Below are 13968 nucleotides of genomic sequence, written 5' to 3'. Positions count from 1 at the left end.
CCGATGGCGGCCCCACACCCCTGCTCCTCCGCTCCTCTGCACGAAGCGCTATATGTTTTTTCTGCGGAAGATTTCTGTTATAGTGCGGTTAAAAATCAGCCAGCATTGGGCAAGAAAAACTCCCTAAAACTCCCTAGATGAAACCTCTTTTGATTCAAAAGCGTTTCATCCCCGATATCCATCATTAGGTTACTATCGAAAGCACCGAGATTACCGATTGATTTTATTAATTGATTTTATTATTGGAATGAAAGTTAAACGCACCCGTTCTCAGGATCGAATTCTCACTCTCCTGAAAAGTCTTCAGCAAGCGGTTTCGGCTCAAGATATCTATGTGGAAATGCGCCAACGAGACCAAGCCGTTGGCTTGGCAACTATATATCGATCTTTAGAAGCGTTGAAACTTGAAGGGGTTGTACAAGTGAGGACTTTGAGTAACGGTGAGTCTGTTTATAGTTGCATTAAAGAAGATCGTCATCATTTAACTTGCTTACATTGTGGGGATTCGATCGCCATTGATGAATGTCCGGTTCACGATTTAGAAACGGAACTGGAAAAATTACATCATTTTAAAGTTTTTTATCATACCCTGGAATTTTTTGGGATGTGCGATCGCTGTCAGCTAGGTTCCAACCCCCATCAACAATAATTAATTGATATTTGTTTATTAATTGTTAGTTGTTAGTTGTTAGTTCTTTGTTATTAGTTGTTAGTTATTAGTTCTTTGTTATTAGTTTTTAATCACTCATTAAAGGATATGCATACAAAGAACCAACAACAAAGAACCAACAACAAAGAACCAAGAATGTCTAACGAATATGTTTCAACTCGTGATTGATTGCTTCGAGATCGAAAGCGTTGGGATCAAAATCTCCTAGCCATTCCACAGTGCTTTCGTATTCGGGATCTTCTGGGTTTTGCAGAATTTCTAACAAATCCTTATAACCAAGAATACCCCCACAATCTTCTGGAGGACAAGCCCGTTCTCCTTCTAAACAGAGAGGGTAATGCACTTTTGGAGTTGGGGCAAGAATTTTTTCCACCAACATAAGATGTTCCCATTCTTCATCGAGATTATATTTGTAAATAAACTCCGTGTTTTCTGTGGGAACCAGATCGTCTAACTTCGCCCGTCTTTCGGTTTTCATCTCCAAGCCATATTCTGGGTGAGATTCACCATAGGAAGTGCCATTGATAATAAATTCATGGAGATGAGAATTTTCCCAACCCATGACAATTTGCATCACACGCTGCAATCTATACAGGGTGATATGACTGGGAACTTGGATTCTTCTCCAAATCGGTGGGTCACTATCCTTTAGGGTTACTTGTATTTGATAAATAAACTCACTGTCAGTTTTCATTTTTTTGAGTTTTTACCGTTAAAATACAACCATAAAATCTTGGTTACTTTTGGAAAATTAACCAATTGACGAGAAATAACTGTCATTTATAAATCGTATCATAGTTATGGAAAAATATTAGCAAGCATTTAGCCTTCAGTTATGAGGGAACGGGGTGTGAGGGGAAGCCGCCGTCGTGTAGGGTGTAGGGTGTAGGGTGTAGGGTGTAGGGTCTAGGGTGTAGGGTCTAGGGTGTAGGGTGTAGGGTGTAGGGTGTAGGGTGTAGTGAATAGTGAATAATAAATAGTAAATAGTAAATAGTAAATAGTAAATAGTGATATTTCTTTTGTACGGGCGTCCTTGCGAAGCCCATGCCGTCAGGCTATATGGCCATTCGCCCCTACCACTTTTCACTTTCCCCCCCCCACACCCTACACCCCAAAAGCCCCACACCCTACACTGTGTTGTCCAAAGCTATCAATTTATTAAGTTATTAAGACTTTTGGCATTAAAAAAAAGGAAGTTTAGCCATGACGCCAAATATAGAGACTGCCGAGATGAAGCTGCCAGCCCCTCGACTGGCTTTGACCCTGGGGGATCCAGCGGGAATTGGCCCAGAGGTGATTCTCAAAGCGTTAAGCAAGTTGACAAAATTAGACGAAATTACCGTGGTGGGAAGTCGGCAGATTTTGCAGCAGACTTATCAGCAGCTAAGGGCTTCTACTATTACGATGCAGAAGGCGATTGATCCAGAACAGCTACAGATGATCGATATTGATATCGATGTAGATAAAATAACCCCCGGTATGGGTAATGCGGCAAGTGGGGCGGCTAGTTTTGCTTATCTGGAAACCGCGATCGCCCATACTCTAGCAGGAGAATTTGACGCGATAGTCACAGGCCCGATCGCCAAACATTGCTGGAAAGCTGCCGGTCATCATTATCCCGGACAAACGGAACTCTTAGCCGAACGCGCTGGAGTCAATCGGTTCGGGATGTTATTTGTGGCTAAGTCCCCCCATAGTGGCTGGACAATGCGGACATTGTTAGCGACCACCCATATTCCCCTGCGTCAAGTTCCGGACACCCTCAACCCAGATTTATTAAGTCGAAAATTAGACTTATTTGTGGAATGCTTAGAGCAAAACTTTGGCATTCAAACACCCAAGATTGCCATTTCTGGTTTAAATCCTCACAGTGGCGAAAACGGACAATTGGGTACGGAAGAAAAAGACTGGTTAATTCCCTGGTTGGAGGAAATGCGCGATCGCTATCCTCATGTCCAACTCGATGGCCCAATTCCTCCCGATACCCTCTGGGTGAAACCGGCACAAACTTGGTTTGGTACAGGCAATTATGGCCATGATGGTTACTTAGCATTGTATCACGATCAAGGGTTAATTCCGGTTAAATTAATGGCCTTTGATCGAGCAGTGAATACAACAATTGGTTTACCATTTCTTCGCACCTCTCCCGATCATGGCACTGGCTTTGATATTGCCGGAAAAGGGTTAGCAAATGGGGCAAGTATGAAAGCTGCTTTAGAGTTAGCGATGGATATTGTACCACATAACTCTGCCGCACACAAAGAAGGTTGATGATGGTCTCTGTGTTTCTCTGTGTCTCTGTGGTTAAGAGGTTAATATTTCACCACAGAGACACAGAGGACACAAAGAAAACACAAACAAGGTTGATGATGGTCTCTGTGTTTCTCTGTGTCTCTGTGGGTAAGAGGTTAATATTTCACCACAGAGACACAGAGGACACAAAGAAAACACAAAGAAAGTATTAATATTATTCGTAGGGTGCGTTAGGCGCGGCAATAATTTGACGGCAAAAACCCAGAACTGGGAAGCCGCGCCGTCGTCCCACCAAAACCATGATTACAGCAATTTTCTATTGCATAAACCAGAAATATCTGTAGGGGCGAAGCATTCCGGCAGAAGCTCGATGCTGAAAATATTAATGTAGGGGCGAATGGCCATTCGCCCCTACGGAATGCTTCGCCCTACGGTGGTTCAGTAGGGGCGAAACCGCTGTATTATACCCAGTATAAAAAATTATTGCTACAATAAATCAGTATTGATATTTTATGATAAATATTTTTAATAAATTTTTAGGAAAAACCTGTGGTCAAACTATTATTAGCTATGGGGATAAACTCCGTTTATAAATTGGTGATCGAATTGCTTGCCAGTCGAAAGCGATCGCAGGTCAAGAAGAAAGAGAATGGGAATTTGCTACTAGGGGTACAGACCGGCAATTAATTGCTGCCCCCGGAAATATCCTAACCAGTTCCGCCGAAAATGTTGAATTATTTAAGTCAAAAGTAAAAATCCTTGAAGGTACAACTATTACTAAGTTTGAAACCCACTATCCCGACTTAGTGTTAACTATTGGTTTTAGCAATGGTTGTGAGTTAAAACTATTCCCAAACTTGGCAGATGATTGTGATGTTTCTTTCTGGGAATTTTTTACTCCCGATAATATGCTGTTGACTTTAGAACCAGGAGGAATTTGGACTTATACCCGGTCTGATGTGCCAATGGGTGAGAAAATCAATGGGTGAGAAAATCAATGGGTGAGAAAATCAATGGGGAATGATTGACCTTGCTTCCCCTCGGTTAACTCATAGAACCAGAGACTCACCGAAATCCTGATATTAGGCTAAAATTTCCAGAAAATTGTTCACTGGCAAAGGCGCGATCGCCTACTGCTGATAAATCATCCTTCAAACCACATGGTAATTTTCAACAATCGACCAAAACTAGCTCTAATCTCCCTGACATTTTTGGCATTAATCACTGGATGTACCCCCCAAGCAGAACCTCCTCAAAATAGTTCTTCTCCCCCGCTCCCCAACTCCTCTGCTCCCCAAACTCCGCAACCAGAACCCCCGAAAGCACCGCCTAAACCCTTACTCGTATCCCCAGACAACCCAGATCCAACCACCAACGCCAAAATCCAGCAATATATCAACAATTTAGCCGCCCAAGGATTTGCCGCAACGGATCAAGGGGTTTGGATGCAGTCGGGTACAACTTTATTAGCCAATCATCAAGGAACCGTCCCCCTCTCTGCTGCTTCCGTCACCAAAATCGCCACCACGATCGCCGTATTACAAACATTTAGCCCCGAACATCAATTTAGCACCGTAATTTCTGCCACAGGCCCGATACAAAATGGCCAACTCAATGGAGATTTAGTCATTCAAGGCGGTGAAGACCCATTTTTTGTCTGGGAAGAAGCGATCGCCCTTGGCAACGTCCTCAACCAAATCGGCATCAAAAAAATCACCGGCAACCTAATCATCACCGGCAAATTTTACATGAACTATGAATTAGACCCCGAAGCCTCCGGCAACCTCCTCAAACTCGGACTGAATAGCAACATTTGGCCAGAAGAAGCGGAAACTCAATATCTCGCCTTACCTCCAGACACCCCAAGACCCCAAATAGAAATTCAAGGGGCGGTCCAAGTCATCCCCGCACCTCCGGCAAACCTTCAGCCCCTAGTCCGCCACTATTCCAAACCCCTGGGCGAACTGGTCAAACTAATGAATATGTACAGCAACAACATGATGGCGGATATGCTGGCAAACGCCGTCGGTGGCCCACAAATCGTCGCCCAAAAAGCCGCCCAAGCCGCCGAAGTTTCCCCTCAAGAAATTCAACTCATCAACGGTTCTGGCTTAGGAGAAGAAAATCGCATTTCCCCTCGCGCTGCTTGTGGAATGTTTCTCGCCTTAGAGCGTTATCTTCAACCTTATAACATGACGATCGCCGATGTGGTTGCCATTGTCGGCCAAGACTTAGGAGTATTAGAAAGCCGCAACATTCCCAAATTTTCTATTATTAAAACTGGCAGCCTAGATCGTGTCAGTACCTTAGCGGGAGTCATCCCCACCCAAAATCAGGGCAATATCTGCATGGCAATTATGAACATCGGCGGCGAACTTGATGGTTTTCGCAATCAACAAGACAACTTACTTCAAGGACTTTTAACTCAATGGGGATCCGTCGCATCACCCCCACCAGAAGTCAGTCCTACCGCTTGGAAAAACGGCAAAAACTCAAAATCAGAAATTATCAAACCATCCGGGACTTAAACGCAAAAAAAAGAAAAAGGAGCCTTTTTTAGGCTCCTTTTTTCAAGCTTTGGTTAAAGCTTTTGTTCAAGCTTTAATAATTCAACTCAAGCTTACTTAATGCTGACCTTAGCACCAGATTCTTCCAGTTGCTTCTTAGCATCTTCAGCGGCTTCTTTAGCCACAGCTTCTTTAACTGCTTTTGGTGCAGATTCAACTAAATCTTTAGCTTCTTTCAGACCCAAGCCGGTCAAAGCCCGCACCACTTTCAGAACAGCAATCTTCTTATCAGCGGGAACTTCTTCCAGGATCACATCAAACTCGGTTTTTTCTTCTTCTGGTTCAGCAGCGGCAGCACCAGCACCGGGGGCCATCATCATCATGCCACCAACAGGGGCAGCAGCGCTAACACCAAAAGTTTCTTCAATTTGCTTAACCAGTTCAGCGGCTTCCAGCAGGGTCAAACCTTTTAGCTTTTCCAAAATTTCATCAGTTGCAGCAGACATTAGATTAACTCCTTAGATAGTAATTTTTTCGGGTAATGGTTATTAGTTTTTTGTTGTTTGTTGTTTGTTGTTTGTTGTTTGTTATTTGTTGTTTGTTATTTGTTATTTGTTGTTTGTTATTTGTTATTTGTTGTTTGTTCTTTGCCGTTTGTCTAATGACTAATGAGCAAACAAGCAAACAACCAACCAACAAAGAATCCCTACCCAACTAACAACCAACAACTAACAACTAACAACAATCAACAACCAACAACTAACAACTAACACTTAACAACCATCAACAAACAACAATTAAGCTGCATCGCTTTCTTGTTTGTTGTCTTTGTCCGCATAAGCTTGCAGACCACGGGCGATCGAAGCCGGAACTTCTTTGATGCCAATAGCAACCTTGGCGGTAACTGCATTGAGAGCGCCAGCGATTTGGGCGTAGAGTTGCTCTTTAGAGGGCAAGTCACCGATCGCCGTCACATCGGCTTCAGTCAAGAGTTTTCCTTCTAAAACCCCACCCCGAAGTTCGGTTTTTTTGGTAGTTTTTTGGAACTCTTTATAAGCCTTAATAGCCCCACTCAAATCATCTTTGAGCAGCAGGAATGCCGAAGCATCTTTGAGTAATGGTTCGATCGATTCCCACTTTTGATCACCATCAACAGCCCGTTTCATTAGGGTATTTTTGGTGATTTTGCAAACTGCGCCACTGGGTCGCAAGCTGCGGCGCAAATTGGTAATCTCAGCAACGGAAAGTCCTTTGTATTCGATGACAACTGCCATCTGGGACTCACTCAAAAGCTGTTTTAGATCGGCCACAATGGCCTGTTTATCTTCCTTTGTTCTGGGCAAATGTTTTCACCTCCTCGTCGGCTGTTTTTCAGACTTTCAGATCCCAAAATTTTATCGCCTCCAAAATCAAAAACCCCAGCGATGCTGCCAGGGTTACACATAATTCTGGTGCGATCTGGACAATCAACTCCGGATCGCGTTACCTAGAAATTCTCGCATAAACCTCGGCAGGCAATTAAGCTTTTGGCTCCTGCTTTTTTCGGCTGCTTTTATTTAATTGGAATCAAATTTTTGCTGTAATTGAACACTCCGAAAATATGCCAAAAATATGCCAACAATATGCCAACAATATTAGGCAACAGTCGCTTCTGCTTTTAGGTCACGCAAGAGGGCAATATCCACTTCAATAGATGGACCCATTGTGGCGGATACATACAAACTGCGCCAGTAGCGACCTTTAGCCCCTGAAGGACGGTTACGATCAATACAATCTTGCAATGCCTTCAGATTGACTAATAAATCCTCCGCTGAGAAGGATGCCTTGCCAAATAGAACGTGGACAATCCCCGTGCGATCGGCGCGGAACTCTAGTTTACCAGCTTTAAACTCATTAATCGCCGCCGCCAAATCAAAAGTAACGCTTCCACCTTTGGGGGATGGCATCAAACCACGCGGACCGAGTAATCGCCCTAACTTAGCCACTTGGGGCATCACATCCGGGGTGGCAATTAGCTTATCAAAGTCCATCCGGCCTTGCTGAATTTCATCAATCAGTTCTTCTGAACCGACAACATCAGCACCCGCATTCGTGGCTTCTTGGACTTTTTCCCCACGAGCAATCACGGCTACACGCACCGTTTGACCAGTTCCTTTTGGCAGGACTACAGTAGTCCGCAATTGTTGGTCGGTATATTTCGGATCAATTCCTAAACGAATATGCGCTTCGGCAGATTCAGGAAACTTGGCTGTTGCCGTTTCTTTTAACAGTTTGAGAGCTTCTAAAGGCTCGTAAGGTTGCTCCTCAACTTTTTTCTTGAGGGCTTGTAGTCTTTTAGATACTTTTTTTGGCATTTATCTCTCCTGGGGTCACTAGCGAGTCAGGGACTCTCCCCCTAAATTTTCAAGGGAATTTGGGTTGTTAACTCTGAGTTGTTTAATCAACAACGGTTACACCCATATTTCTCGCAGTACCTTCCACAATTCGGGTGGCTGCTTCAATATCATTCGCGTTTAAGTCGGGCATTTTGGTTTGGGCAATTTCCTGGAGTTGCGCTCTGGTAATTGAGCCAACTTTTGTCCGGTTTGGTTCGCCCGAACCTCTGTCAATCCCGATCGCCTTGCGAATGAGAACCGATGCTGGCGGGGTTTTCAGAACAAATGTGAAACTGCGGTCTTCATAGACACTGATTTCCACTGGCACCACTAGACCTGCTTGATCCGCAGTTCTGGCGTTGTATTCTTTGCAGAACATCATAATATTAACGCCATGCTGACCCAAAGCCGGGCCGATTGGAGGTGCTGGGTTGGCCTTTCCCGCCGTAATAGCCAACTTAATTACCGCAACAACTTTTTTTGCCATTGATTGTATTTGCTACTTTAGCTCAATTTGCGAACTTGATTAAACTCCAGTTCCACTGGCGTATCCCGTCCGAAAATAGAGAGTAGGGCCTTGAGTTTACTACGCTCAGGGCTGACTTCAATAACTTCGCCGTCAAAGTCTTTGAAGGGGCCTGAAATCACCTCAATTTTTTCTCCGGGAGCCAGGGAAGTTTTAACAACTGGCTCGGAGTCTTGCCGTTGTTTAAAGATGCGTTGCACTTCAGACGGAGAAAGGGGCATGGGTTTAACATGGCCACGTCCTCGACCATAGCTGCGCTTCTGTTCGGCTCCGACAAAGTTAATCACATGGGGGGTATTTTTGACAACCTGCCAGCTTTCATCGTCCATCGCCATCTTCACAAGCACATACCCAGGAAATATTTTTTCCTCTGTGGGCATCCGCTTGCCATCTTTACGAATTTTGACAGCAGCTACCTGCGGAATCTCTATCTGAAAAATTCTGTCACCTATATCCAGGGTTTGAATCCGCTGTTCTAAGGTGGCTTTTACCCGCTTTTCACAGCCGGAAGCGACCTGAACGGCATACCAGCGACCCTGATTGACTGGGGTCACTGATTCTTGATCCAGACTTTCCTGTTCTGGTGAATATCCTGATTCGTCCGATGCAAAAGTCATCAGAACACCTGTTTAGCTGCCCAATCGAAAAAATTATCAACTAGATATATTAAGCTTGCTGAGAGAATCACCATTAATAGGACGGCAACAGACTCACTAATGACCTGTTGACGGGAAGGCCACACTACTTTAGCGAGTTCCTCTTTAGTTTGATCAAAAAAGCCTGCTGGGTCAAAGCCGCTTTTTTGGGTATCTTGAATTTCTGCTTCGGTTTTCTTGGCCACAATTTTTTCCCTCTTCCAGTTAAGAGTCCCAAGACTTTTGGTTTTTTGTTGATTCCGGCTTGCCGTGATTCACGGCAGACTGACGGACAAATTACCCAAGACTTTTGACTTGATGATCCTTAAGTGTTTTTTGCGCTTTTGAACCAACGCGATCGCCAATCTGCCCGAAAGTATTGGTTGTTGTTGACTAGATGACCTAGCACTTAACACACTTTCGGGCAGACTTTATAGAGCGATGGTTCAGCGCGCCCTGGAGGACTTGAACCCCCGACATCAGGTTTTGGAGACCTGCGTTCTACCAACTGAACTAAGAGCGCACACGCTGAATTCAATTCAACCGTAGCTCAATGTTTCCAGTTTAGTATAGACTTGCCCGATTGTCAACGATCTAATCAATAAATTTGATCGTTTTATTTCAGTTAAGGTTATACAGGGCGATCAAAGCGCTGTTTCAGACGAGTTGCCTTACCAACGCGATCGCGCAGATAGTAAAGTTTGGCGCGTCGGGCTTTACCGCGACTCACCACCTTAATACTTTCAATGCGAGGTGAATGGAGCAGGAATACCCTCTCTACACCAACACCTTGGAAAATCCGTCTGACGGTAATGGTTTCATTAATGCCACCATTGCGAATGCCAATCACTGTCCCTTCATAGGGTTGGATTCTTTCCTTACCGCCTTCACGGATTCTGACGCCAACCCTTACGGTGTCACCGACATAAATGGTCGGCAGATCCGATTTAAGTTGCTCCGCTTCAATGGAACGGATAATTTCTTGAGCGTGCATAATCCTAAGTAAAACTCACAGTCTTCCATTATATATCGGTGAGTGACAGAAAGTCTAGTAATTTGCCAAAAGTTTTCGATAATTTCTTTAGCACCATCTCTAGCACCATCTCTAGCACCATCTCTAGCACCATCTCTAGTACCAATTTTGTCGGAGCGGATCCAGTCAAGAGTTTAAGGGCGATCGTCCCTGATTTACAGGGAATTTCCAGGGAATTTCCCGCCAAATCGAGCCAAAATGTCGTCAATCCTTGACTATATGATGTAAAATTTAAAAAATTATGCAAAAATTACCATTGCGTTTAGGAATCAGATAGAGTATATTGGACATCAATTTGTTGTTCATACAAGGTGGCAGAAACACAGTTGAAAATTGCAACGTTAATTGGCTACCCTTGGAGATCCTTATGGTATCTGGATCTTCAACTCAAGCGGAAAAGACATTTCGACCCGGCGCTCTCCTGGACGAATCGGTGTGAGGCGCCTAGTATGTGACTGATCAACCTACTAGGAAAGGTTGGTCAGTTATTAGTGCAATAGTTCCACTGGTGAGATGACTCTGAACTCAACAGCAATGCAAAGAGACGAGAGTTGATCCAGACCTAAAAATTTTCTCATTGATGCTCAAAGCCCTGATTAGCTTTTGAGTCCCATACTATGTTTTTGCTGGGGATTGCGGGTTATCGCAAACCCTGGAAAGACTCTGGCTTCATAAGTTCAAAATCACTTCAGAGCAAGCGGCAGACGCAAAAAACCGCGACTCGGAAACAAATCGGAAACGAAATGGGTGCTTGTTGACCTTTGACTACAAGGATAATTCCGTCCTTAGAGACAGTCAGCGATCAATTTTGACCCGTGATGATGAACCGTTATGAACCGGCAAAAGTGTGGATTCGCGATCGGTTTGAAACCAACTCAACTGTTTGTAGCACTATATCTGAGGTTGAATATGTCACCGAATTTTGGCTTGAAAATTGCCCCCGCTCCCATGTCGGAGCAAATTAATATTGTCGATTTAATTGACAGCTATTTTACCGCTTACAACTCTGCGCGTTTGCGGGAAATTTGCCATTTGCTCCAGCAAAAAGTATTTCGCGAAGGTGTCACCGTCGGGCTGAGTCTGTCTGGTGCCATGACTCCAGCGGGTTTTGGGGTTTCTACCTTAGCGCCGTTGATTCGTCACGGTTTTATTGATTATATCATTAGCACTGGGGCGAATTTGTATCACGATATTCATTATGGCTTGGGTTTAAGCCTGTATAGTGGCAATCCATTTACGGATGATATCAAGCTGCGGCAAAGCGGACAGATTCGGATTTATGACATTATCTTTGATTACGATGTCTTGCTGGAAACCGATGCATTTATTCGTCGCCTGCTGATGTCTGAATCTTTCCAAAAACGGATGGGAACCGCTGAGTTTCACCATTTGTTAGGCAAGTATATTTGGGAAACAGAGAAACAATTAGGAATTAAAAATTCTTGCTTGTTGGCTACGGCTTATGAATGTGGCGTACCGATTTATACTTCCTCTCCTGGGGATAGTTCTATTGGGATGAATGTGGCAGCAGTGGCTTTAGAAGGTTCTCAGTTGATTATCGATCCAGCGGTGGATGTGAACGAAACAGCAGCGATCGCCTACTCAGCGCGGGAAACTGGCACGAATGTCCCTGGTAAAAGTGCGGCGTTGATTCTCGGTGGTGGCAGTCCGAAAAACTTCCTGCTGCAAACCCAGCCGCAAATTCACGAAGTGTTGGGTCTGGAAGAACGGGGTCACGACTATTTTATCCAAGTCACCGATGCACGTCCAGATACCGGAGGTCTGTCTGGTGCCACTCCGAGTGAAGCGGTAAGCTGGGGCAAAGTAGATCCCCATGAATTACCGAATACGGTTGTGTGCTACACCGACAGCACGATCGCCTTACCGTTGATGACCGCGTATGTGATGCATCAATGCGCCCCTCGTCCGCTGAAGCGTCTTTACGATCGCCGCCCGGAAATGGTGACTAAACTGAAATTGGATTATCTGATGGCTAAGGCTGAACAGGCGAAAAAGGAAAAATCCCCAGAAAAATCTTTGGCCAAAGTTCTGCAAAATGGACACAGACCAAAGCAAGTCGCCACTTATCCTTGCGGAACCCCCATCCGTAATGGTCATACCTAGCGTTGTGATTCGGTAATTTTGATCGTAATTTCGATCTAAATAAGCCCTCTTGTCTGAAGATAAGAGGGCTTATTTTGTGATTTGGTTAACAAGGGGAATGGGAGGGTGTGGGATGTGGGGCCGCCATCGGCCGCCATCGGTGTGGGGGAACAGGAAAGAGGAAAGAGGAAAGAGGAAAGAGGAAAGAGGAAAGAGGAAAGAGGAAAATTCTATGCATCTCTCTTCTATGCATCTCTCTTCCCCCTACACCCTACACCCTACACCCTACACGACGGCGGCTTCCCCCTACACCCTACACCCTACACCCTACACCCTGTTGCCTTATGAGTAGTATTGTGCTGAACAGTAGACGCTTTTGAATTGATAAATATGACTGTAGATTTTTTGACTTTATCGTTGCCAATGTTGCCAATGTTGCCAATTTTATTGTTAGGAATTTTAGCCTTTTATGTGGCGGCGAATTTGGGCGCCAATGATGTGGCTAATTCAATGGGTACGTCGGTGGGTTCTAAGGCTTTAACCCTAAGACAAGCGTTGATTGTGGCGGGGATTTTGGAGTTTACCGGGGCGGTGATATTTGGTCACGAAGTGGCGGAAACTTTGGCGACCCAAGTGGTGAATACCCGGTTTTTTGTGGGTCAACCGGAAGTGTTGTTGCTGGGGATGGTGTCGGTGATGGTTGCTTGTGGTTTGTGGCTGCAAATTGCTACCAGTTGGGGGTTGCCAGTGTCTTCCTCTCATGGGGTGGTGGGGGCTTTGGCTGGGTTTAGCTGGGTGGCGGCTGGTTTTCAGGCAGTAGACTGGCAAACTATTGGGGTGATTTCTGTGACTTGGTTGGTGACACCGTTGGTCAGCGGGGCGATCGCGGCTGGTTTTTATGGGGTAGTGAAATATTCTATTTTAGATCGTGCGGCACCGATGCAACAATTGCAAGAATGGACTCCTTGGTTAAGTGCGGCGTTGTTTGGCATTTTTGGGGCGATCGCCTTGCCGACTGTAACTGCACCTGTGAATCATTGGATCGGCGATGAATTTGGTGTAATTTTACCTCCCCAAGATTTACCGTTACTGTTAGGAACGTTTGCCGCTGTCACCGTGACGGTGATGATTTGGCGTAGTGCTGAAGCCGGGAAAAATATAGATAATAATATAGATCATAATTTAGATAATAATTTAAAAAAAGATGGCAAAAATGCCAGTGCTAATCGGTGGTTAGTCGAGAAACAATTGGCTAAATTTCAGGTGATCAGTGCTTGCTTTGTGGCGTTTGCTCACGGGTCGAATGATGTGGGAAATGCGATCGCGCCTTTAGCGGCCATATCCTATATTTTGCGAACAGGAGAAATCCCTGGGGCTAATTTTCAGATTCCGGTATGGATTTTAATTCTTGGCGGGACTGGGATTGTCACCGGGTTAGCAATTTGGGGCAAAAACGTGATTACCACCGTGGGAGAAAAGATTATTTCTTTACAACCTAGTGGCGGATTTTGTGCGGAATTAGCCACAGCAACCACCGTATTAATTGCTTCCCGTTTAGGCTTGCCGGTGTCCACTTCTCATGCCTTAGTTGGTGGAGTAGTCGGCATTGGTTTAGTGCAGAACTTTCGGTCAATTCGTTTAGAAACCATGCGGTCAATTATCTTGGCGTGGTTAACTACTGTGCCTTTTTCTGCGGGATTAGCTGCGGCAATTTTTTGGTTGTTAAATTGGTTAATTTATTAATCATAAACATAAGAAACCGGGTTTCTGAGGGCGCATCTTACCGTTAACTCTGATATCCACAACAGAAACCCGGTTTCTCATAGTAGTTGGCAGCGGATAGGTTGACTATTTGGTTTTGGAATA

The 13968-nt window shown here is 44.7% G+C and carries 17 protein-coding genes, 1 tRNA gene and 1 other annotated feature; of the genes, 8 read left to right on the top strand and 10 right to left on the bottom strand.

All coding sequences use genetic code 11. The annotated features are described in order from the left end of the window. Positions 1–247 precede the first annotated feature (247 nt). The gene (locus AM228_RS07405; protein WP_054465504.1) at positions 248–649 is read left to right on the top strand and encodes a Fur family transcriptional regulator; all 402 of its coding nucleotides are present in this window, start codon (positions 248–250) and stop codon (positions 647–649) included. Positions 650–809: 160 nt separating this feature from the next. On the opposite strand, the gene AM228_RS07400 is transcribed toward AM228_RS07405, so the two are convergent. Further along, on the bottom strand, positions 810–1364 hold the full coding sequence (locus AM228_RS07400) for a plasmid pRiA4b ORF-3 family protein (RefSeq protein WP_054465487.1): 555 nt from the start codon (positions 1362–1364) through the stop codon (positions 810–812). 135 nt (positions 1365–1499) lie between these two features. Next, complete coding sequence (locus AM228_RS30760) at positions 1500–1757, bottom strand: hypothetical protein (protein ID WP_156331607.1); 258 nt, start codon at positions 1755–1757, stop codon at positions 1500–1502. A gap of 116 nt (positions 1758–1873) precedes the next feature. Here AM228_RS30760 and pdxA point away from each other — a divergent pair, with 116 nt between their 5' ends. The 4 genes from pdxA (at position 1874) to AM228_RS07385 (ending at position 5451) form a co-directional block, all read left to right on the top strand. Then, positions 1874–2941 carry a 4-hydroxythreonine-4-phosphate dehydrogenase PdxA gene (pdxA, locus tag AM228_RS07395; protein ID WP_231636687.1) on the top strand — a complete coding sequence of 356 codons (1068 nt, stop codon included), beginning with the start codon at positions 1874–1876 and terminating at the stop codon, positions 2939–2941. A gap of 531 nt (positions 2942–3472) precedes the next feature. Then, positions 3473–3610, top strand: coding sequence for a hypothetical protein (locus AM228_RS32045; protein ID WP_156331606.1), 138 nt, complete (start codon positions 3473–3475; stop codon positions 3608–3610). A 170-nt stretch (positions 3611–3780) separates the two neighbouring features. After that, on the top strand, positions 3781–3912 hold the full coding sequence (locus AM228_RS36065; RefSeq protein WP_255353163.1) for a hypothetical protein: 132 nt from the start codon (positions 3781–3783) through the stop codon (positions 3910–3912). Between the two features lie 171 nt (positions 3913–4083). Continuing rightward, complete coding sequence (locus AM228_RS07385) at positions 4084–5451, top strand: D-alanyl-D-alanine carboxypeptidase (RefSeq protein ID WP_054465485.1); 1368 nt, start codon at positions 4084–4086, stop codon at positions 5449–5451. Positions 5452–5543: 92 nt separating this feature from the next. Here the strand turns inward: AM228_RS07385 and rplL are convergent, their stop codons facing one another. The 8 genes from rplL to rplS form a co-directional block, all read right to left on the bottom strand. Continuing rightward, positions 5544–5936, bottom strand: coding sequence for a 50S ribosomal protein L7/L12 (gene rplL, locus AM228_RS07380; RefSeq protein WP_054465484.1), 393 nt, complete (start codon positions 5934–5936; stop codon positions 5544–5546). A gap of 291 nt (positions 5937–6227) precedes the next feature. Then, positions 6228–6773, bottom strand: coding sequence for a 50S ribosomal protein L10 (gene rplJ, locus AM228_RS07375; protein WP_054465483.1), 546 nt, complete (start codon positions 6771–6773; stop codon positions 6228–6230). Between the two features lie 58 nt (positions 6774–6831). Beyond that, positions 6832–6994: a sequence feature (ribosomal protein L10 leader region), on the bottom strand. Between the two features lie 70 nt (positions 6995–7064). Further along, the gene (rplA, locus tag AM228_RS07370; protein WP_054465482.1) at positions 7065–7784 is read right to left on the bottom strand and encodes a 50S ribosomal protein L1; all 720 of its coding nucleotides are present in this window, start codon (positions 7782–7784) and stop codon (positions 7065–7067) included. A gap of 82 nt (positions 7785–7866) precedes the next feature. Beyond that, positions 7867–8292: a 50S ribosomal protein L11 gene (rplK, locus tag AM228_RS07365; protein ID WP_054465481.1), complete on the bottom strand. Its 426-nt coding sequence runs from the start codon at positions 8290–8292 to the stop codon at positions 7867–7869. Between the two features lie 17 nt (positions 8293–8309). Then, positions 8310–8948 (bottom strand): transcription termination/antitermination protein NusG, encoded by a 639-nt coding sequence (nusG, locus tag AM228_RS07360; RefSeq protein ID WP_054465480.1) that lies wholly within the window; start codon positions 8946–8948, stop codon positions 8310–8312. Beyond that, complete coding sequence (gene secE, locus AM228_RS07355; RefSeq protein WP_054465479.1) at positions 8948–9172, bottom strand: preprotein translocase subunit SecE; 225 nt, start codon at positions 9170–9172, stop codon at positions 8948–8950. Before secE ends, nusG begins: the two co-directional genes overlap by 1 nt. A 244-nt stretch (positions 9173–9416) precedes the next feature. After that, positions 9417–9489: transfer RNA gene (locus tag AM228_RS07350), tRNA-Trp, on the bottom strand. A 108-nt stretch (positions 9490–9597) separates the two neighbouring features. After that, positions 9598–9960, bottom strand: a complete 363-nt coding sequence (gene rplS / locus AM228_RS07345; protein ID WP_054465478.1) for a 50S ribosomal protein L19 — start codon at positions 9958–9960, stop codon at positions 9598–9600. Between the two features lie 62 nt (positions 9961–10022). On the opposite strand from rplS, the gene AM228_RS32040 reads away from it, so the two are divergent. The 3 genes from AM228_RS32040 to AM228_RS07325 all read left to right on the top strand — a co-directional run bounded on the left by AM228_RS32040 (position 10023) and on the right by AM228_RS07325 (position 13845). Next, complete coding sequence (locus AM228_RS32040) at positions 10023–10214, top strand: hypothetical protein (protein ID WP_156331605.1); 192 nt, start codon at positions 10023–10025, stop codon at positions 10212–10214. 694 nt (positions 10215–10908) lie between these two features. After that, positions 10909–12123 (top strand): deoxyhypusine synthase, encoded by a 1215-nt coding sequence (speY, locus tag AM228_RS07335; RefSeq protein ID WP_054465503.1) that lies wholly within the window; start codon positions 10909–10911, stop codon positions 12121–12123. Positions 12124–12492: 369 nt separating this feature from the next. Then, on the top strand, positions 12493–13845 hold the full coding sequence (locus tag AM228_RS07325) for an inorganic phosphate transporter (protein WP_231636686.1): 1353 nt from the start codon (positions 12493–12495) through the stop codon (positions 13843–13845). Positions 13846–13968 lie beyond the last annotated feature (123 nt).

Origin of the sequence: Planktothricoides sp. SR001 (assembly GCF_001276715.1) — a bacterium.
In the GTDB taxonomy this organism is placed as follows: Bacteria; Cyanobacteriota; Cyanobacteriia; order Cyanobacteriales; family Laspinemataceae; genus Planktothricoides; species Planktothricoides raciborskii.
The sequence above is the reverse complement of the archived record's forward strand: the minus strand, read 5'-3'. Positions and strand labels throughout refer to the sequence as shown.